The organism is Limimaricola sp. (genome assembly GCF_016125575.1).
GTDB lineage: Bacteria > Pseudomonadota > Alphaproteobacteria > Rhodobacterales > Rhodobacteraceae > WGLM01.
The window spans coordinates 718,664-732,201 of the sequence record NZ_WGLM01000005.1 but is presented as its reverse complement, the minus strand read 5'-3'; the positions used below and the strand labels follow the sequence as shown (position 1 = coordinate 732,201).

Annotated in this window: 13 protein-coding genes; 7 read left to right on the top strand and 6 right to left on the bottom strand. The window is 68.3% G+C overall.

Translation table 11 applies throughout. The features are described from left to right. The first annotated feature begins 56 nt into the window (after positions 1-56). Complete coding sequence (locus GC146_RS15090; RefSeq protein ID WP_291840436.1) at positions 57-410, top strand: D-galactarate dehydratase; 354 nt, start codon at positions 57-59, stop codon at positions 408-410. Positions 411-419: 9 nt separating this feature from the next. Here GC146_RS15090 and aroQ read toward each other — a convergent pair whose 3' ends face one another. Genes aroQ through glmU form a run of 5 tightly spaced genes read right to left on the bottom strand, consistent with a single transcriptional unit; the run spans position 420 to position 5,333 of the window. Then, on the bottom strand, positions 420-869 hold the full coding sequence (gene aroQ, locus GC146_RS15085) for a type II 3-dehydroquinate dehydratase (protein ID WP_291840433.1): 450 nt from the start codon (positions 867-869) through the stop codon (positions 420-422). 53 nt (positions 870-922) lie between these two features. Then, a complete protein-coding gene (locus GC146_RS15080; RefSeq protein ID WP_291840430.1) occupies positions 923-1,615 on the bottom strand; it encodes a DNA alkylation repair protein in 693 nt (230 codons plus the stop codon). Next, on the bottom strand, positions 1,612-2,154 hold the full coding sequence (locus GC146_RS15075; protein ID WP_291840427.1) for a pyridoxamine 5'-phosphate oxidase family protein: 543 nt from the start codon (positions 2,152-2,154) through the stop codon (positions 1,612-1,614). The genes GC146_RS15080 and GC146_RS15075 overlap by 4 nt, the downstream gene beginning before the upstream one ends. Before the next feature lie 12 nt (positions 2,155-2,166). Continuing rightward, a complete protein-coding gene (gene glmS, locus GC146_RS15070; protein ID WP_291840424.1) occupies positions 2,167-3,987 on the bottom strand; it encodes a glutamine--fructose-6-phosphate transaminase (isomerizing) in 1,821 nt (606 codons plus the stop codon). 2 nt (positions 3,988-3,989) lie between these two features. Further along, on the bottom strand, positions 3,990-5,333 hold the full coding sequence (glmU, locus tag GC146_RS15065; protein ID WP_291840421.1) for a bifunctional UDP-N-acetylglucosamine diphosphorylase/glucosamine-1-phosphate N-acetyltransferase GlmU: 1,344 nt from the start codon (positions 5,331-5,333) through the stop codon (positions 3,990-3,992). A 117-nt stretch (positions 5,334-5,450) separates the two neighbouring features. Here glmU and GC146_RS15060 point away from each other — a divergent pair, with 117 nt between their 5' ends. Beyond that, positions 5,451-6,122, top strand: a complete 672-nt coding sequence (locus GC146_RS15060; protein ID WP_291840418.1) for an HAD-IA family hydrolase — start codon at positions 5,451-5,453, stop codon at positions 6,120-6,122. Here GC146_RS15060 and GC146_RS15055 read toward each other — a convergent pair. Further along, complete coding sequence (locus GC146_RS15055; RefSeq protein ID WP_291840415.1) at positions 6,104-7,411, bottom strand: MmgE/PrpD family protein; 1,308 nt, start codon at positions 7,409-7,411, stop codon at positions 6,104-6,106. The genes GC146_RS15060 and GC146_RS15055 overlap by 19 nt on opposite strands. 117 nt (positions 7,412-7,528) lie before the next feature. On the opposite strand from GC146_RS15055, the gene GC146_RS15050 reads away from it, so the two are divergent. The 5 genes from GC146_RS15050 (at position 7,529) to GC146_RS15030 (ending at position 13,494) form a co-directional block, all read left to right on the top strand. Then, positions 7,529-8,734, top strand: coding sequence for an aminotransferase class I/II-fold pyridoxal phosphate-dependent enzyme (locus GC146_RS15050; protein WP_291840413.1), 1,206 nt, complete (start codon positions 7,529-7,531; stop codon positions 8,732-8,734). Positions 8,735-8,802: 68 nt separating this feature from the next. Continuing rightward, positions 8,803-9,966: an isovaleryl-CoA dehydrogenase gene (locus GC146_RS15045; RefSeq protein ID WP_291840410.1), complete on the top strand. Its 1,164-nt coding sequence runs from the start codon at positions 8,803-8,805 to the stop codon at positions 9,964-9,966. Next, positions 9,966-11,516, top strand: coding sequence for an AMP-binding protein (locus tag GC146_RS15040; RefSeq protein ID WP_291840407.1), 1,551 nt, complete (start codon positions 9,966-9,968; stop codon positions 11,514-11,516). The genes GC146_RS15045 and GC146_RS15040 overlap by 1 nt, the downstream gene beginning before the upstream one ends. Beyond that, a complete protein-coding gene (locus GC146_RS15035) occupies positions 11,513-11,911 on the top strand; it encodes a hypothetical protein (protein ID WP_291840405.1) in 399 nt (132 codons plus the stop codon). Before GC146_RS15040 ends, GC146_RS15035 begins: the two co-directional genes overlap by 4 nt. Continuing rightward, entirely contained in the window at positions 11,908-13,494 is a 1,587-nt protein-coding gene (locus GC146_RS15030) for a carboxyl transferase domain-containing protein (RefSeq protein ID WP_291840403.1), read from the top strand. The genes GC146_RS15035 and GC146_RS15030 overlap by 4 nt, the downstream gene beginning before the upstream one ends. The last annotated feature ends 44 nt before the right edge of the window (positions 13,495-13,538 follow it).

The window sequence follows — 13,538 nt, the reverse complement described above, 5'->3', positions numbered from 1 at the left end:
TTCCATTCCTCTGCCTTGCCCTTGCGGGATGCTCTTCACCTTTTGTTCAGCGCCTGATGGGCCACCCGCCGCCTGCGTCCGCCGCCCCTGTGGCACCCGACGCCAGCGCCCCGCCCGCCGCCGCGCCGGATGCCGCGGCCCCCGCGCCTGCCCCTGCGCCGGGCCAGACCCTTGGCACAACGCTGGCCACGCTTGGCGCGCCGGGCGAGCAGGGCCTGTGGGTCAAGACGCCGCTGGTTTCGGCCACCATGCAGGGCGACGTGCGCTGGCATGGCAAGACCATTGGTGTGCAATTGCGTCCTTCGGGGGGCGCTGCGGGATCGGGTAGCCAGATCAGTCTTGCCGCGATGCAGCTGCTGGGTGCGCCACTGACCGAGATCGTCGAACTGACGGTGATTGCCGGCGGGTGAGGATATGCCTCAACCAGTCAGAAGGCCGGCCATCCGCCGCAATGCCAAAAGGTAGCCTTCGGTCCCCAGTCCGGCGATCACGCCATCGGCGCGCAGACTGACATAGGAATGGTGGCGGAACGATTCCCGCTTGTGGATGTTCGAGATATGCACCTCGATCACCGGCCCCTCGAAGGTGTTGAGCGCATCGAGCACGGCGACCGACGTGTGGGTGAGGGCACCGGGATTTATGATGACGCCCTGTGACGTGCCGCGCGCGGCATGGATCCAGTCGATGATCTGGCCTTCCCAGTTTGACTGGTACGCGCTCAGGCCCAGCCCCAGCTCGGTCGCCAGCGTTGCACAGGCCATCTCGACATCGGCGAGGGTCTGGCTGCCATAAACCTCGGGCTGACGCTGTCCCAGCAAGTTGAGGTTGGGACCGTTCAGAAGGGTGACGTGAGGTGTGCTGGCGGTCATCGGCCTGTCCGTTCTTTGTGGTAGGCCAAGATGAGACGGGCGCGCGGGTGCGGTCAAGCCCGCTCGCGCGCCTTTGGCTGCAGGTGGCGCAGCGCCTCGCGCCGGGCGAAGGGCTTCATCGTGGCACCGTGGGCGGCAAGGAAGGCATGAACGCGGGCAGGGTCGGCATCGGAGAGCGAGCGCAGCCACCAGCCGATGGCCTTCTGGATGAACCAGTCGGGATCGGCGGCATAGCCCGCGGCCCAGCCCAGCACCCGCTCGCGCACTGCCATAGCATCGGGCGCGCTGTCCTTGGTCCAGGGCAGGGTGATGACAAGGGCGGCACGGCGGCTCCACATATGGGGCGCGCGGGTCCAGTGCTCGACCTCGTCCAGGCGCGACGGGTCGGCCAGCAGCCGCTTCATTCCGGCGATGCAGGCATGATCGGCGATCGCCCAGGCATCGAAATCGGGCACCCAAGAGGCAATCAGGCGCCAGACTGCGTCATCGGGCACGATCCGCTTGCGGTCGAGGAGCTTCGCCGCAGCGATTCGTGCCTCGTGGATGTTCGACCGCCAGAGGCCATCGGCCAGCGCCACCTGCGCGGACAGGTCCATATCGCGCCGCCAGTCGCGCACCAGGGCGGTCAGCACCGGCACGCGCAGGCCAAGATAGGGGCGCGGGGCCTTGTGATAGGCGGCCATGCCCGCCGCGCGTTCCGGGTCGGCCGCCGCGCGCAACTGGTCCAGCGCGGCGGCTGGGGTCATTGCGGCAGGCCGGTCGGCTTGCCGTCGACGCTGGTCAGGTTCTTCTCGGTCCAGTAGGCGCGAATGCCGTCCTCGCCCTTTTTCTCGGCCCAGGTGTCCAGCGTGTCACGGTCGGCCACGAAATCCATGAAAGGCACGGCGTAGCCGCAGGAGGTCTGCACGAGGTCGACCGTCATGTCATAGACCTGCCGCGCGCCGGGATGGGCGGGGAAGAGAGCGTTAAGATCGGCAAACCCGTCTTCATCGCGATGCAGCACCCGCGCGGTGCCATAGGCACGCAGGATCAGCGGCCGGGTGGTGAAGGAACACCACATCACCGTCATTCGCGGGCTTTCCAGCAGATGCGCGGCGGTCTCGTTGCCACTGCCGGTCAGGTTGCGCCAGACAAGGCGGTTCGGCCCGGTGACACGCAGCGCATCGCCACCCTTTGGCGACAGGTTCACCCGGCCGTCCGGCGCAGCGGAGGCCACGAAGAAGATGTGCTGTTCGGCAATGAAGCGGGTGTGATCATCGCTGAAAGCGTCGAATCGCTTTGCCATTTCAGGCGCTCCTCACTCTACGGTCACCGACTTGGCCAGGTTGCGCGGCTGGTCCACGTCGGTGCCTTTTGCGACGGCGGTATGATAGGCCAGAAGCTGCGCTGGCACAGCATAAAGGATGGGCGCAAGGAAGGGCGAGACGGTTGGCATCACGATGCTGGCCCATGTGCCTGCGCCGGCGGCCTTCTGCCCGGCACTGTCGGTAATCAGCAGCACCTTTCCGTCGCGCGCCATCACTTCGTGCATGTTGCTGACCGTCTTGTCGAAAAGCGGATCGGCCGGTGCAAGAACGATCACGGGCACATGCGCGTCGATCAGCGCAATAGGCCCGTGCTTGAGTTCGCCTGATGCATAAGCTTCAGCATGGATATAGCTGATTTCCTTTAGTTTAAGCGCGCCTTCCAGTGCCAGCGGATACATCGCACCACGGCCCAGAAACAGGATGTCGCGCGCCTCTGCAAGGCTGCGGGCGATCTCGGCAACCTGGGCCTCGATGGTCAGCGCGTGGTTCATCAGGCCCGGCAGGGCGCGCAACGCCGCGACATGCGCTGTCATGCCGTCGCGATCAAGCCGGGCGCGGTCCCGCGCGGCCTTGAGCGCGAGCAGCGCCAAGACGATCAATTGGCAGGTAAACGCCTTGGTCGAGGCGACCCCGATTTCTGGCCCGGCAAGGATGGGCAGGGCCAGATCGCTTTCCCGTGCGATCGAACTTTGGGCGACGTTGACGATCGAAACGATCTTTTCTGCCTTGCCCAGGCAGAAGCGCAGCGCGGCCAGCGTGTCGGCGGTTTCGCCCGACTGGCTGACGAATAGCGCCACCGTGCCCGGCCCGATGGGCGGTTCGCGGTAGCGAAACTCGGATGCCACGTCGATGTCGACCGGCAGGCCCGCAACCTGTTCAAACCAGTATTTCGCCACTGCACAGGCGTAGAACGCCGTGCCGCAAGCCACCAGCGTCAGCCGTTGAACGGAGGCAAAATCAATCCCTTCGTCGGGCAACTTCACGTTGTCTTCGGCGTCAAGATAGTGCGCCAGCGCGGCCGTGATCACCGATGGTTGCTCGGCAATTTCCTTGGCCATGAAATGCTTGTAGCCGCCCTTGTCGACGCGGGCGGCATCCAGATGGATGGTGTTGACGGGGCGGTCGACGACTTGGCCCTCGGCATCCCGGATTTCGACGGACTGGCGGGTGATGATCGCCCAGTCGCCCTCGTCAAGATAGGTGATGCGGTCGGTCATCGGCGCCAGCGCGATGGCGTCAGACCCCACGAACATTTCACCCTCGCCATAGCCGATGGCCAGCGGGCTTCCCTTGCGCGCGGCAATCATCAGATCGGCTTCGCCAGCGAAGAGAAAGCACAGCGCATAGGCGCCTTCCAACCGTGTCAGCGTTTGCTTCACCGCTTCGGCTGGTGTCAGCCCTTGGTCGCGGTAATATTGGGCGAGCAGGGCCACCGTCTCGGTATCGGTTTCGGTCTCGGACGCGATTCCCTGTTCAGCCAGAAAGGCCCGCAGTTCGCGGAAATTCTCGATAATGCCGTTATGAACAACCGCTACGCCGCCAGCACTGTGGGGGTGGGCATTTCTGACCGAGGGGGCGCCATGGGTGGCCCAGCGGGTATGGCCGATGCCCGATTTGCCGGCCAGCGGGTGATGCACCAGTTCGTCCGACAGGTTCACCAGCTTGCCCACCGCGCGGCGCCGGTCCAGCCGGGTGCCGTCGATTGTGGCGATCCCCGCGCTGTCATAGCCGCGATATTCCAGCCGCTTGAGCGCTTCGACCAGCAGGGGTGCGGCCTCGTGCTGTCCCAGAACGCCGACGATACCACACATGCCTAGTGACCCTTCGCTTTCAGCGCCTTCAGGCGCTTCATGAATTTCTCGGCCAGCCCCGGTTTCGTCACCTGCCTTGCACGGGCGATGGCCATCGCGCCGGCCGGCACGTCCTCGGTGATGACGGCGCCGGTCGCGGTCATCGCGCGGTCGCCCACGGTGACGGGCGCGACCAGCATCGTGTCCGAGCCGATGAAGGCATCCGCGCCGATCGTGGTGCGATGCTTGAAGACGCCGTCATAGTTGCAGGTGATCGTGCCCGCGCCCACGTTCGTGCGCGCGCCCACATCGGCATCGCCTATATAGGACAGGTGGTTGACCTTGGCCCCCTCGGCCAGTTGCGCGTTTTTGATCTCGACGAAGTTGCCGACATGCACGTTCTCGGCCAGCTCGGCGCCGGGACGCAGACGCGCGAAAGGGCCGACAGTTGCGCCCGCGCTGACATGGCACCCTTCGAGGTGGCTGAAGGCGCGCAGGATGGCGCCAGATTCCACCGTTACGCCGGGGCCGAAGATGACGTTGGGCTCGATCACCGCATCGCGGCCGATCACCGTGTCATGGGCGAAGAACACCGTTTCGGGCGCGGTCAAGGTGACGCCATCCTCCAGCGCCTGCGCACGGGCGCGGGCCTGAAAGGCGGCCTCGGCTGCGGCCAGATCGGCGCGGGTGTTGACGCCCAGCGTCTCGGCCTCGGGGCAGGTGACAGCGGTGGCCGACAGTCCCTGCGCACGGGCGATGCCGACGATGTCGGTCAGGTAGTATTCGCCCGCCGCATTATCATTGCCGACCGCGTCGATCAGGGACCAGAGCGTGGCGGCATCGGCGCAGACCACGCCCGAGTTGCACAGCGTGATCGCGCGGGTTGCGGCATCGGCATCCTTGAACTCGACGATCCGTTCCAGCACTTCGCCCGCCATCACCAGCCGGCCATAGCGCGCCGGGTCGGCTGCCTCGAACCCCAGCACGACAACGGCATGGTGGGCGCGCGCGGCCTGCATCCGTTCCAGCGTTTCGGGCGTGACGAAGGGGGTGTCGCCGTAAAGCATGATGATGTCGCCGGAAAACCCCTCCAGCGCCGCGCGGGCCTGCGCCACGGCATGCGCCGTGCCCAGCTGTTCGGCCTGCACGACGACCTGCACCTCCGGGTCCCAGTCGCGGGCGGCGGCGCCAACCGCCTCGGCCCCGGTGCCAGCAACCACGACGGTGCGGTCGGGCGCCAGCGCCGCGCCGGCCTTCATCGCGTGGACCAGCAGCGGCGCGCCCGCCAGCCGGTGCAGCACCTTGGGCGTGTCGGAATTCATCCGCGTGCCCTGGCCTGCCGCCAGGATGATCAGTGCCACTGACATGCTCTTTCCCTCGCCATACGTCGCCGTTCTACAGGGCGTGGGCCATATCGCAAGCGCGGGGGGTTCACATCACCTTTCGATGCGTTACAGACAGGCGGGTGAACGCCGGGAGGGCCGATGCGCACGGTGATCTTCGACCTTGATGGAACGCTTGCCGATACCAGCCGCGACCTGATCGCAGCAGCGAATGCCTGTTTTCGCGACCTCGGGCTTGGCGATGTGCTGGACCCCGCGCGCGATGCGGGCGTGGCGCTGCGCGGCGGGCGGGCGATGCTGACGGCGGGTTTCGCGCGCACCGGCACCCACGGGGCGGAGGAGGTGGACCGGCAATATCCCCGCCTTCTGGAAGCCTATGGGCGCGAAATTGACCGGCACACCACGCTTTACCCCGGCGCGATGGCGGCGGTCGGCGCCCTTCGCGATGCGGGCTACGGCGTGGGCATCTGCACCAACAAGCCCGAGGGGCTGGCCGCGCTGCTGCTCGACCGGCTAGGCGTGCGCAGGGATTTCGCGGCGCTGATCGGCGCCGACACGCTGCCGGTGCGCAAACCGCATCCCGATCCGCTGCGCGAGGCGGTGCGGCGGGCGGGCGGAGACCCGGCGCAGCCCGCGCGCGCGCTGCTGGTGGGCGACACCGTGACCGACCGCGACACCGCCCGCGCCGCCGGGATGGGCCTGATCCTGGTGGGCTTCGGCCCGGCGGGCCAGGACATGGCAGCACTCGCCCCCGACGCGATCATCGGCCATTTCGACGAATTGCCGGGCGTGGTTCAGCGGCTGATCGGCTGAACCAGCAGGTCGGCGAGCGCGGCAAAGGGCGTGGCCGGCAGCGCGTCGATGGCGGCATCGATCCGGTCGGCCCGGTCGCGGCCCAAGGGACCGTCGGCCAGCGCATGGAACTTCGCGCGCATCTCGGCCTCGGTCGCGGGGGCGGTGGCATCCCAGCGCGGCTCCATCCAGTCCGAGGTCAGGCGGCGGCCATCCTTCAGTTGCAGCGTGACCTGTGCCAGCCGCTGCCCCGGAAACACGGCGTTGGCATGGGCATCTTCGGCAAAGACCATGCTGTCCGACAGGCGCAGGACCTCCGGGTCATCCAGTGCGTCGTCGGCGATGTCGGCCGGCGTTACGTCGCCCCGCACCAGCGCCACCGCGCAGGGGAAGGAGGTGGAATATTGCGCGGCATCGCTCTCGGTCGGCCGGCGGGTGGCCAGGCGCACCGATTCGTGGAAGGTCGCCACCTCGATCCGGTCGACCATGTCAGCGGTCAGCCCGTGCGCCCGGCGCAGCGCCAGCACGCCCTCGATAGGCGCCTGCGCCCAACGGCAGACGGGGTAGGGCTTGACGTATTGCTCCAGCAGGTACCAGCGCTGGCCAAGGTCAGCCCAGTAGCCGGGTGCCTCTTCCACGGTGATCGCGGGCGCGCCGGTAAAGCCCGCCTGCGCCAGCAGCGCCGCCGAGACGCCCGCCATCGCGCCCCAGCCAGAGCCGTCCTTGACCATGGTCGGATGGTCGATGCAGCGCATCATCTGGCTGCGCGGCCCGTGGTATTCGGCGATGCCAAGGGCGTGGCGCGTGGTCCCGGTATCCAGCCGCATCAGCCGCGTGCAGGCTGCCGCCGCTGTCACCGCGCCCCAGCTGCCCGAGGTATGGTAATCGGCCACCGTGCCATGCTGCGCCATCGCGGCGCGGGCGCCGAATTCATAACCTATGCAGAGGGTTGTCATGAATTCTTCACCTGATACGTCAAGTTCTGACGCGACCCCTAGCATCGCCGCGAAAAGCGGGCAGCCGATATGGCCCTTGGCGGGGTTGAAGCCGTCATGCGCGTCCAGCCCGTCGATCGTCAGCCCCGCGGCCAGCGCCACGCCCGGCAGGCTGCTGCCGCGTCCGTCGAACATCAGCGGCCGCGCGCCGCCGAACTGCGCCACCGCGAAATCGCGCGCGATCCCCGAGACGCGCTGGCGCGTGCCCGCGGCCCCCACGCCGATCAGGTCAAGCAGATGCAGCGGCGCGCGGGCGCGCACGGTGGCGGGCAGGTCGGGCCAGTGCAGCCCGTGGATCAGGTCAAGCGGTGTCATGGGGCCAGCCTGCGCCCTTCGGCTTTCCCGATCCGGCCTTTCCGCGACATGGAAACGCGTGGACGCGCCACCTGCGCGCCATTGACGGCGGCCCCGCGCGGCAACACTCTGCCGTCCATGAGCGAACGTTTCACCGGCAGTTTCACCCAGCAGGAACCGATCCCCGAAGAAGGGATCGCGGCGGCGCTGGCCGTGCTGCGCCACGGGCGGCTGCACCGCTACAACACCGCGCCGGGCGAGGTGGCCGAGGCCGCCCTTCTGGAAGAGGAATTCGCGGCGCAGACCGGCGCGCGCTATTGCCTCGCTGTCGCCTCGGGCGGCTATGCGCTGGCAACGGCCCTGCGCGCCGTGGGGGTAAAGCCGGGCGACAGGGTGCTGACCAATGCCTTCACGCTGGCCCCGGTGCCGGGCGCCATCGCGGGGCTGGGGGCGGTGCCGGTCTATGTCGGCGTCACCGCGGGGCTGGTGATCGACCTCGATGATCTTGCCGCCAAGGCCGATCAGGCGCAGGTCCTGCTGCTCAGCCACATGCGCGGGCATGTCTGCGACATGGACGCGCTGATGGCGATCTGCGACCGTGCCGGCATCACCGTGATCGAGGATTGCGCGCACACGATGGGCGCGTCATGGCGCGGCACGCCCGCCGGACGCTTTGGCCGCTTCGGGGCCTTCTCGACCCAGACCTACAAGCATGTGAACTCGGGCGAAGGTGGCCTGCTGATTTCCGACGATGCTGAGGCGATGGCCCGCGCGATCATGCTGTCGGGCAGCTACATGCTTTATGAACGTCACCGCGCGGCACCCCCGCCCGAGACATTCGCCCAGATCCGCTACGAGACACCCAACATCTCTGGCCGCATGGACAACCTGCGCGCCGCCATCCTGCGCCCGCAATTGCGCGCGCTGGCGATCCAGGCCGACCGCTGGAACGCGCGCTACCGCATCGTCGAGGCAGGGCTGCGCGATACGCCCGGCCTGACGCTGGTGACCCGGCCCGCGGAGGAGGACTACGTCGCGTCCTCGTTCCAGTTCCTGCTGCTCGATTGGGACGGGTCGCAGGTGGCCGAGGTGGTGGCGCGCTGCGCCGCCCGCGGGGTCGAGCTGAAATGGTTCGGCGCGGCCGAGCCGGTGGGCTTTACCAGCCGCTACGACAGCTGGCGCTATGCGCCGCACCCCGCCATGCCCGCATCCGACAGGGTGCTGGCCGGCATCCTTGACATGCGCCTGCCGCTCACCTTCTCCGAGGAGGACTGCGCGCTGATCGCCCGGATCATCCGCGCCGAGGTGTCGGCCGTCTGGCAGGCCCGCGCCGCCGCGGAATAGGCCGTTGCGGCGTTGACCTTCCCGGCGGCCCGGCACAGGATCGGGCCAACCGCCGGGGAGGGAGGCCCATGTTCACAGCATCCATGCGCTTCGACCTTGGCGAAGAGGTGAACGCGCTGCGCGACATGGTCCACGCCTGGGCGCAAGAGCGGGTCGCGCCACTGGCCGCCGAGATCGACCGCAACAACGCCTTTCCGCCAGAGCTTTGGCCCGAGATGGGCGCGCTGGGCCTGCTGGGCGTCACCGTGCCCGAGGATTACGGCGGCGCGGGCATGGGATACCTCGCCCATGTCGTGGCGGTGGAGGAGGTGGCGCGCGCCTCGGCCTCGGTCTCGCTGTCCTACGGGGCGCATTCGAACCTTTGCGTCAACCAAATTTCGCTGAACGGCACCGAGGCGCAGAAGCGGCGCTACCTGCCGGGGCTGGTTGCGGGCACCCATGTGGGCGCGCTGGCCATGTCCGAGGCCGGCGCGGGCAGCGACGTGGTGTCCATGACCCTGCGCGCCGAGCGGCGCAACGATCATTACCGCCTGAATGGCAGCAAGTACTGGATCACCAACGGCCCCGATGCCGACACGCTGGTCGTCTATGCCAAGACCGACCCGCAGGCGGGCGCCAAGGGCATCACCGCCTTCCTGATCGAGAAGTCGATGACCGGTTTCTCTACCAGCCCGCATTTCGACAAGCTGGGGATGCGCGGCTCGAACACCGCCGAGCTGATCTTTGACGATGTCGCGGTGCCGTTCGAGAACGTGCTGGGCGAGGAGGGGCGCGGTGTGCGCGTCCTGATGTCGGGCCTCGATTACGAACGCGTCGTGCTGGCGGGCATCGGACTGGGCATCATGGCGGCCTGTCTGGACGAGGTGATGCCCTACGTCGCCACTCGCCGCCAGTTCGGCCAGCCGGTGGGCAGTTTCCAGCTGATGCAGGGCAAGATTGCCGACATGTACACCGCGATGAACGCCGCACGGGCCTATGTCTACGAGGTGGCGCGCGCCTGCGACCGCGGCACGGTGACCCGTCAGGATGCCGCCGCCTGCTGCCTTTTCGCCAGCGAGCAGGCGATGGTGCAGGCGCACCAGGCGGTGCAGGCGCTGGGCGGCGCGGGGTTCCTGGCCGATGCGCCCGTCGCGCGGCTGTTCCGCGACGCCAAGCTGATGGAGATCGGCGCGGGCACGTCCGAGATCCGCCGGATGCTGATCGGGCGCGAGTTGATGGGGGCGATGGGGTAATGCTGCAGCCCGCCCCCTCATGGGCCGCTTTGCGCGCCGGGTTCGACTGGGCGCTGCCCGCCCGGCTCAACATGGCCGCGCAGGCCTGCGATGACTGGGCCGCGCGGGATCCGGATCGGCTGGCCATCCTCGACCCCGTGCTGGGCGATGTCAGCAATGCCGGCCTGCGCGCAATGGCCGACGCGCTGGCGCTGGCGATGGCCGGGCGGGGCATCACGCGGGGCGCGCGTGTGGGCGTTTTGCGCAGCCAGTCGGCCTGGACGGCGGCGGCGCATCTGGCGGTGTGGAAGCTGGGCGCGATCTCGATCCCGCTCTTTAAGCTTTTCGGCCCCGACGCGCTGCTGACCCGGTTGAATGATTCCGGGGCGGCGCTGGTTATCGGCGATGTCGAGGGGCATCCGGGGCTGGCGGCCTGGGGCGGGCCGGTGCTGGTGCCGGAAGAGGCGCCGCTGCCGCAGGGCCAGTGCCAGACGGCCGATACCGGCCCCGAGGACCCCGCGGTGCTGATCTACACCTCCGGCACCACCGGCGCACCCAAGGGCGCGCTGCATGGCCACCAGATACTCACCGGCCACCTACCGGGGGTCGAGGCCAGCCACGACTTTCTGGGCCAGCAGGACGACCGGCTCTGGACCCCCGCCGACTGGGCCTGGATCGGCGGGCTGTTCGACGTGTTGATGCCGGGGCTGGCGCTCGGCGTGCCGGTGGTGGCCGCGCGCATGCCGCGCTTCACGGTTGAAGACTGCCTGAGGATCGTCCGTGAAAGCACTGTCCGGAATGTGTTTTTCCCGCCAACCGCGCTGCGCATGCTGAAGGCCGAGGGTGCGCGCCTGCCGGGCCTGCGCTCGGTCGCCTCGGGGGGCGAGCCGCTGGGGGCCGAGATGCTGGATTGGGGGCGCGACGCGCTGGGCCTGACCATCAACGAGTTCTATGGCCAGACCGAATGCAACATGGTCGCCACCTCCTGCGCCGCGATGTTTCCAGCCCGCCCCGGCTGCATCGGGCAGGCCGTGCCGGGCTATGAATTGGCGGTGCTGGACGGTGCGGGCCAGCCCTGCGACGGCGAGGGCGACATAGCTGTGCGGCGCGGCGGGGCCTCGATGATGCTGGGCTACTGGAACCGGCCCGAGGCCACCGCCGAGAAATATCGCGGCGACTGGATGCTGACCGGCGATCGTGGCCAGTGGGAGGGCGATTTCCTGCGCTTCGTCGGCCGCGAGGATGACGTGATCACCTCGGCCGGCTACCGTATCGGCCCCTCGGAAATCGAAGATTGCCTGCTGCGCCACCCCGCCGTCGCCACCGTCGGCGTGGTGGGCAAGCCCGACGCGCTGCGCACCGAGATCGTCAAGGCCTACGTCGTGCCGCGGGCCGGCGTCGCCGCCGATGCCGACCTTGCCCGCGCGTTGCAGGATTTCGTGAAGGAACGCCTTGCAAGGCATTCCTATCCAAGGGAAATCACATTTCTCGATGCACTGCCGATGACGGTGACGGGCAAGATCATCCGCAAGGATCTCAAGGCGATGGCTTGCAGCGAGGCGGGCCAATGACCGGCTGGATCACCCGTCTGGCCAAACGCCGCTGCCCGTCCTGCGCCGCGTTGCAACCGCTTTACGTGGCCTATCGCGGCGGCGCGCCCTTGCCGCGCGGCCCGCAGGATGTGGTGGCCTGTCCCGGCTGCGGCACGCCGCTGCGGCTGGAGGCCAGCACGACCGATCCCGGCGGCGTCAAGGCCGGGATCTTGATGATCGTTGGGCTGACCGCGGCAGTGTTGGCGCTGGTCTACGCCGCCGCGGGTGCCGAGCTTGGCACCGTGACACTGGCGCTGCTGGTGGTGGTTCTCGTCGCTGTCGGCTGGCTGGCCGGCATGCTTTGGAACGGATTGGCGGCGCGCGGACGGCAGGTTGTGGTCGCAGCCCCGCAGGACCGGGGAGAGCGGCCATGACACCGCCACCGGAAGACACCACGGCCAACCGCTCCGCGCATCTGCAGGCCCTTCACCAGGTCGCTGAGGCCGCGCAAGCCGCCGCCGCCGGCGGCGGCGAGGCCGCGCGCGCCCGGCATGTCGCGCGTGGCAAAATGCTGCCGCGCGACAGGGTCGCGGCGCTGCTCGACCCCGGCGCGCCTTTCCTTGAGATCGGCGCGACGGCGGCGCATGGCATGTATGACGGCGCGGCGCCGGGCGCGGGGCTGATCTGTGGCGTGGGCCGGGTGCACGGACGGCAGGTGATGGTTGTGTGCAACGACGCCACCGTGAAGGGCGGCACCTACTATCCGATGACCGTCAAGAAACACCTGCGTGCGCAAGAGGTTGCGGCGCAATGTTCACTTCCCTGCATCTACCTTGTCGACAGCGGCGGCGCCAACCTGCCCAACCAGGACGAGGTGTTCCCCGACCGCGACCATTTCGGGCGCATCTTCTACAACCAGGCGCAGATGTCGGCGAAGGGCATCGCCCAGATCGCCGTTGTCATGGGCTCCTGCACGGCCGGGGGCGCCTATGTCCCGGCGATGGCGGACGTGTCGATCATCGTTCAGGACCAGGGCACGATCTTTCTGGCGGGTCCGCCGCTGGTGAAGGCCGCCACCGGCGAGATCGTCAGCGCCGAGGATCTGGGCGGCGGCGACGTGCACACGCGCCTGTCCGGCGTGGCCGATTACCTTGCCCGCGACGACGCCCACGCGCTGGCGCTGGCGCGGCAGGCCATCGCTTCGCTGGCTGCGCAAACTCCGCCGGGCGTCACGCGGGAACCGCCGGAACCGCCCACCCGCGATCCGGCTGACCTGCTTGACATAGTCCCTGCTGACCTGCGCACGCCCTACGACATCCGCGAGGTGATCGCGCGGATCGTGGACGGCTCGCGGCTGGACGAGTTCAAGGCCCGCTTCGGCGAGACGCTGGTCACGGGCTTTGCCCATATCGACGGCTGGCCTTGCGGCATTATCGCCAATAACGGCGTGCTGTTTTCCGAGGCCGCCCAGAAGGGCGCCCATTTCGTCGAGTTGTGCAGCCAGCGCCGCATCCCGCTGGTCTTCCTGCAGAACATCACCGGCTTCATGGTGGGCCGCAAATACGAGAACGAGGGCATCGCGCGGCACGGCGCCAAGATGGTCACCGCGGTTGCCACCACCGCCGTGCCAAAGATCACGCTAATCGTCGGCGGGTCCTTCGGGGCCGGGAACTATGGCATGGCAGGAAGGGCTTACAGCCCGAACTTTGTCTGGACTTGGCCGAATTCCCGCACTGCCGTGATGGGCGGAGAACAGGCCGCGGGCGTGCTGGCCACCGTGCGCCGCGAGGCGCTGGAACGCGCAGGAAAAGTCCTCTCGCCCGCCGAGGAGGATGCCATCAAGGCCCCTGTCATCGCCCAGTTCGCCGAGCAATCCCACCCGCTTTATGCTTCCGCGCGGCTCTGGGACGACGGCATCATCGACCCGCGCCACAGCCGCGCGGTGTTGGCCCTCAGCCTCGCCGCCGCCTGCAACGCGCCCATCCCCGAGACGCGCTTCGGCGTGTTCCGCATGTGAGGGCGGCGATGCGGCTTCATCTTGCCCGAAATACTCCGGGGGGC

What these genes read in the sequence shown, in the direction of transcription:
- GC146_RS15090 (WP_291840436.1), top strand. Translation starts at nt 57, where the DNA reads ATGGGCCACCCGCCGCCTGCGTCCGCCGCCCCTGTGGCACCCGACGCC.
- aroQ (WP_291840433.1), bottom strand. Translation starts at nt 869, where the DNA reads ATGACCGCCAGCACACCTCACGTCACCCTTCTGAACGGTCCCAACCTC.
- GC146_RS15080 (WP_291840430.1), bottom strand. Translation starts at nt 1,615, where the DNA reads ATGACCCCAGCCGCCGCGCTGGACCAGTTGCGCGCGGCGGCCGACCCG.
- GC146_RS15075 (WP_291840427.1), bottom strand. Translation starts at nt 2,154, where the DNA reads ATGGCAAAGCGATTCGACGCTTTCAGCGATGATCACACCCGCTTCATT.
- glmS (WP_291840424.1), bottom strand. Translation starts at nt 3,987, where the DNA reads ATGTGTGGTATCGTCGGCGTTCTGGGACAGCACGAGGCCGCACCCCTG.
- glmU (WP_291840421.1), bottom strand. Translation starts at nt 5,333, where the DNA reads ATGTCAGTGGCACTGATCATCCTGGCGGCAGGCCAGGGCACGCGGATG.
- GC146_RS15060 (WP_291840418.1), top strand. Translation starts at nt 5,451, where the DNA reads ATGCGCACGGTGATCTTCGACCTTGATGGAACGCTTGCCGATACCAGC.
- GC146_RS15055 (WP_291840415.1), bottom strand. Translation starts at nt 7,411, where the DNA reads ATGACACCGCTTGACCTGATCCACGGGCTGCACTGGCCCGACCTGCCC.
- GC146_RS15050 (WP_291840413.1), top strand. Translation starts at nt 7,529, where the DNA reads ATGAGCGAACGTTTCACCGGCAGTTTCACCCAGCAGGAACCGATCCCC.
- GC146_RS15045 (WP_291840410.1), top strand. Translation starts at nt 8,803, where the DNA reads ATGTTCACAGCATCCATGCGCTTCGACCTTGGCGAAGAGGTGAACGCG.
- GC146_RS15040 (WP_291840407.1), top strand. Translation starts at nt 9,966, where the DNA reads ATGCTGCAGCCCGCCCCCTCATGGGCCGCTTTGCGCGCCGGGTTCGAC.
- GC146_RS15035 (WP_291840405.1), top strand. Translation starts at nt 11,513, where the DNA reads ATGACCGGCTGGATCACCCGTCTGGCCAAACGCCGCTGCCCGTCCTGC.
- GC146_RS15030 (WP_291840403.1), top strand. Translation starts at nt 11,908, where the DNA reads ATGACACCGCCACCGGAAGACACCACGGCCAACCGCTCCGCGCATCTG.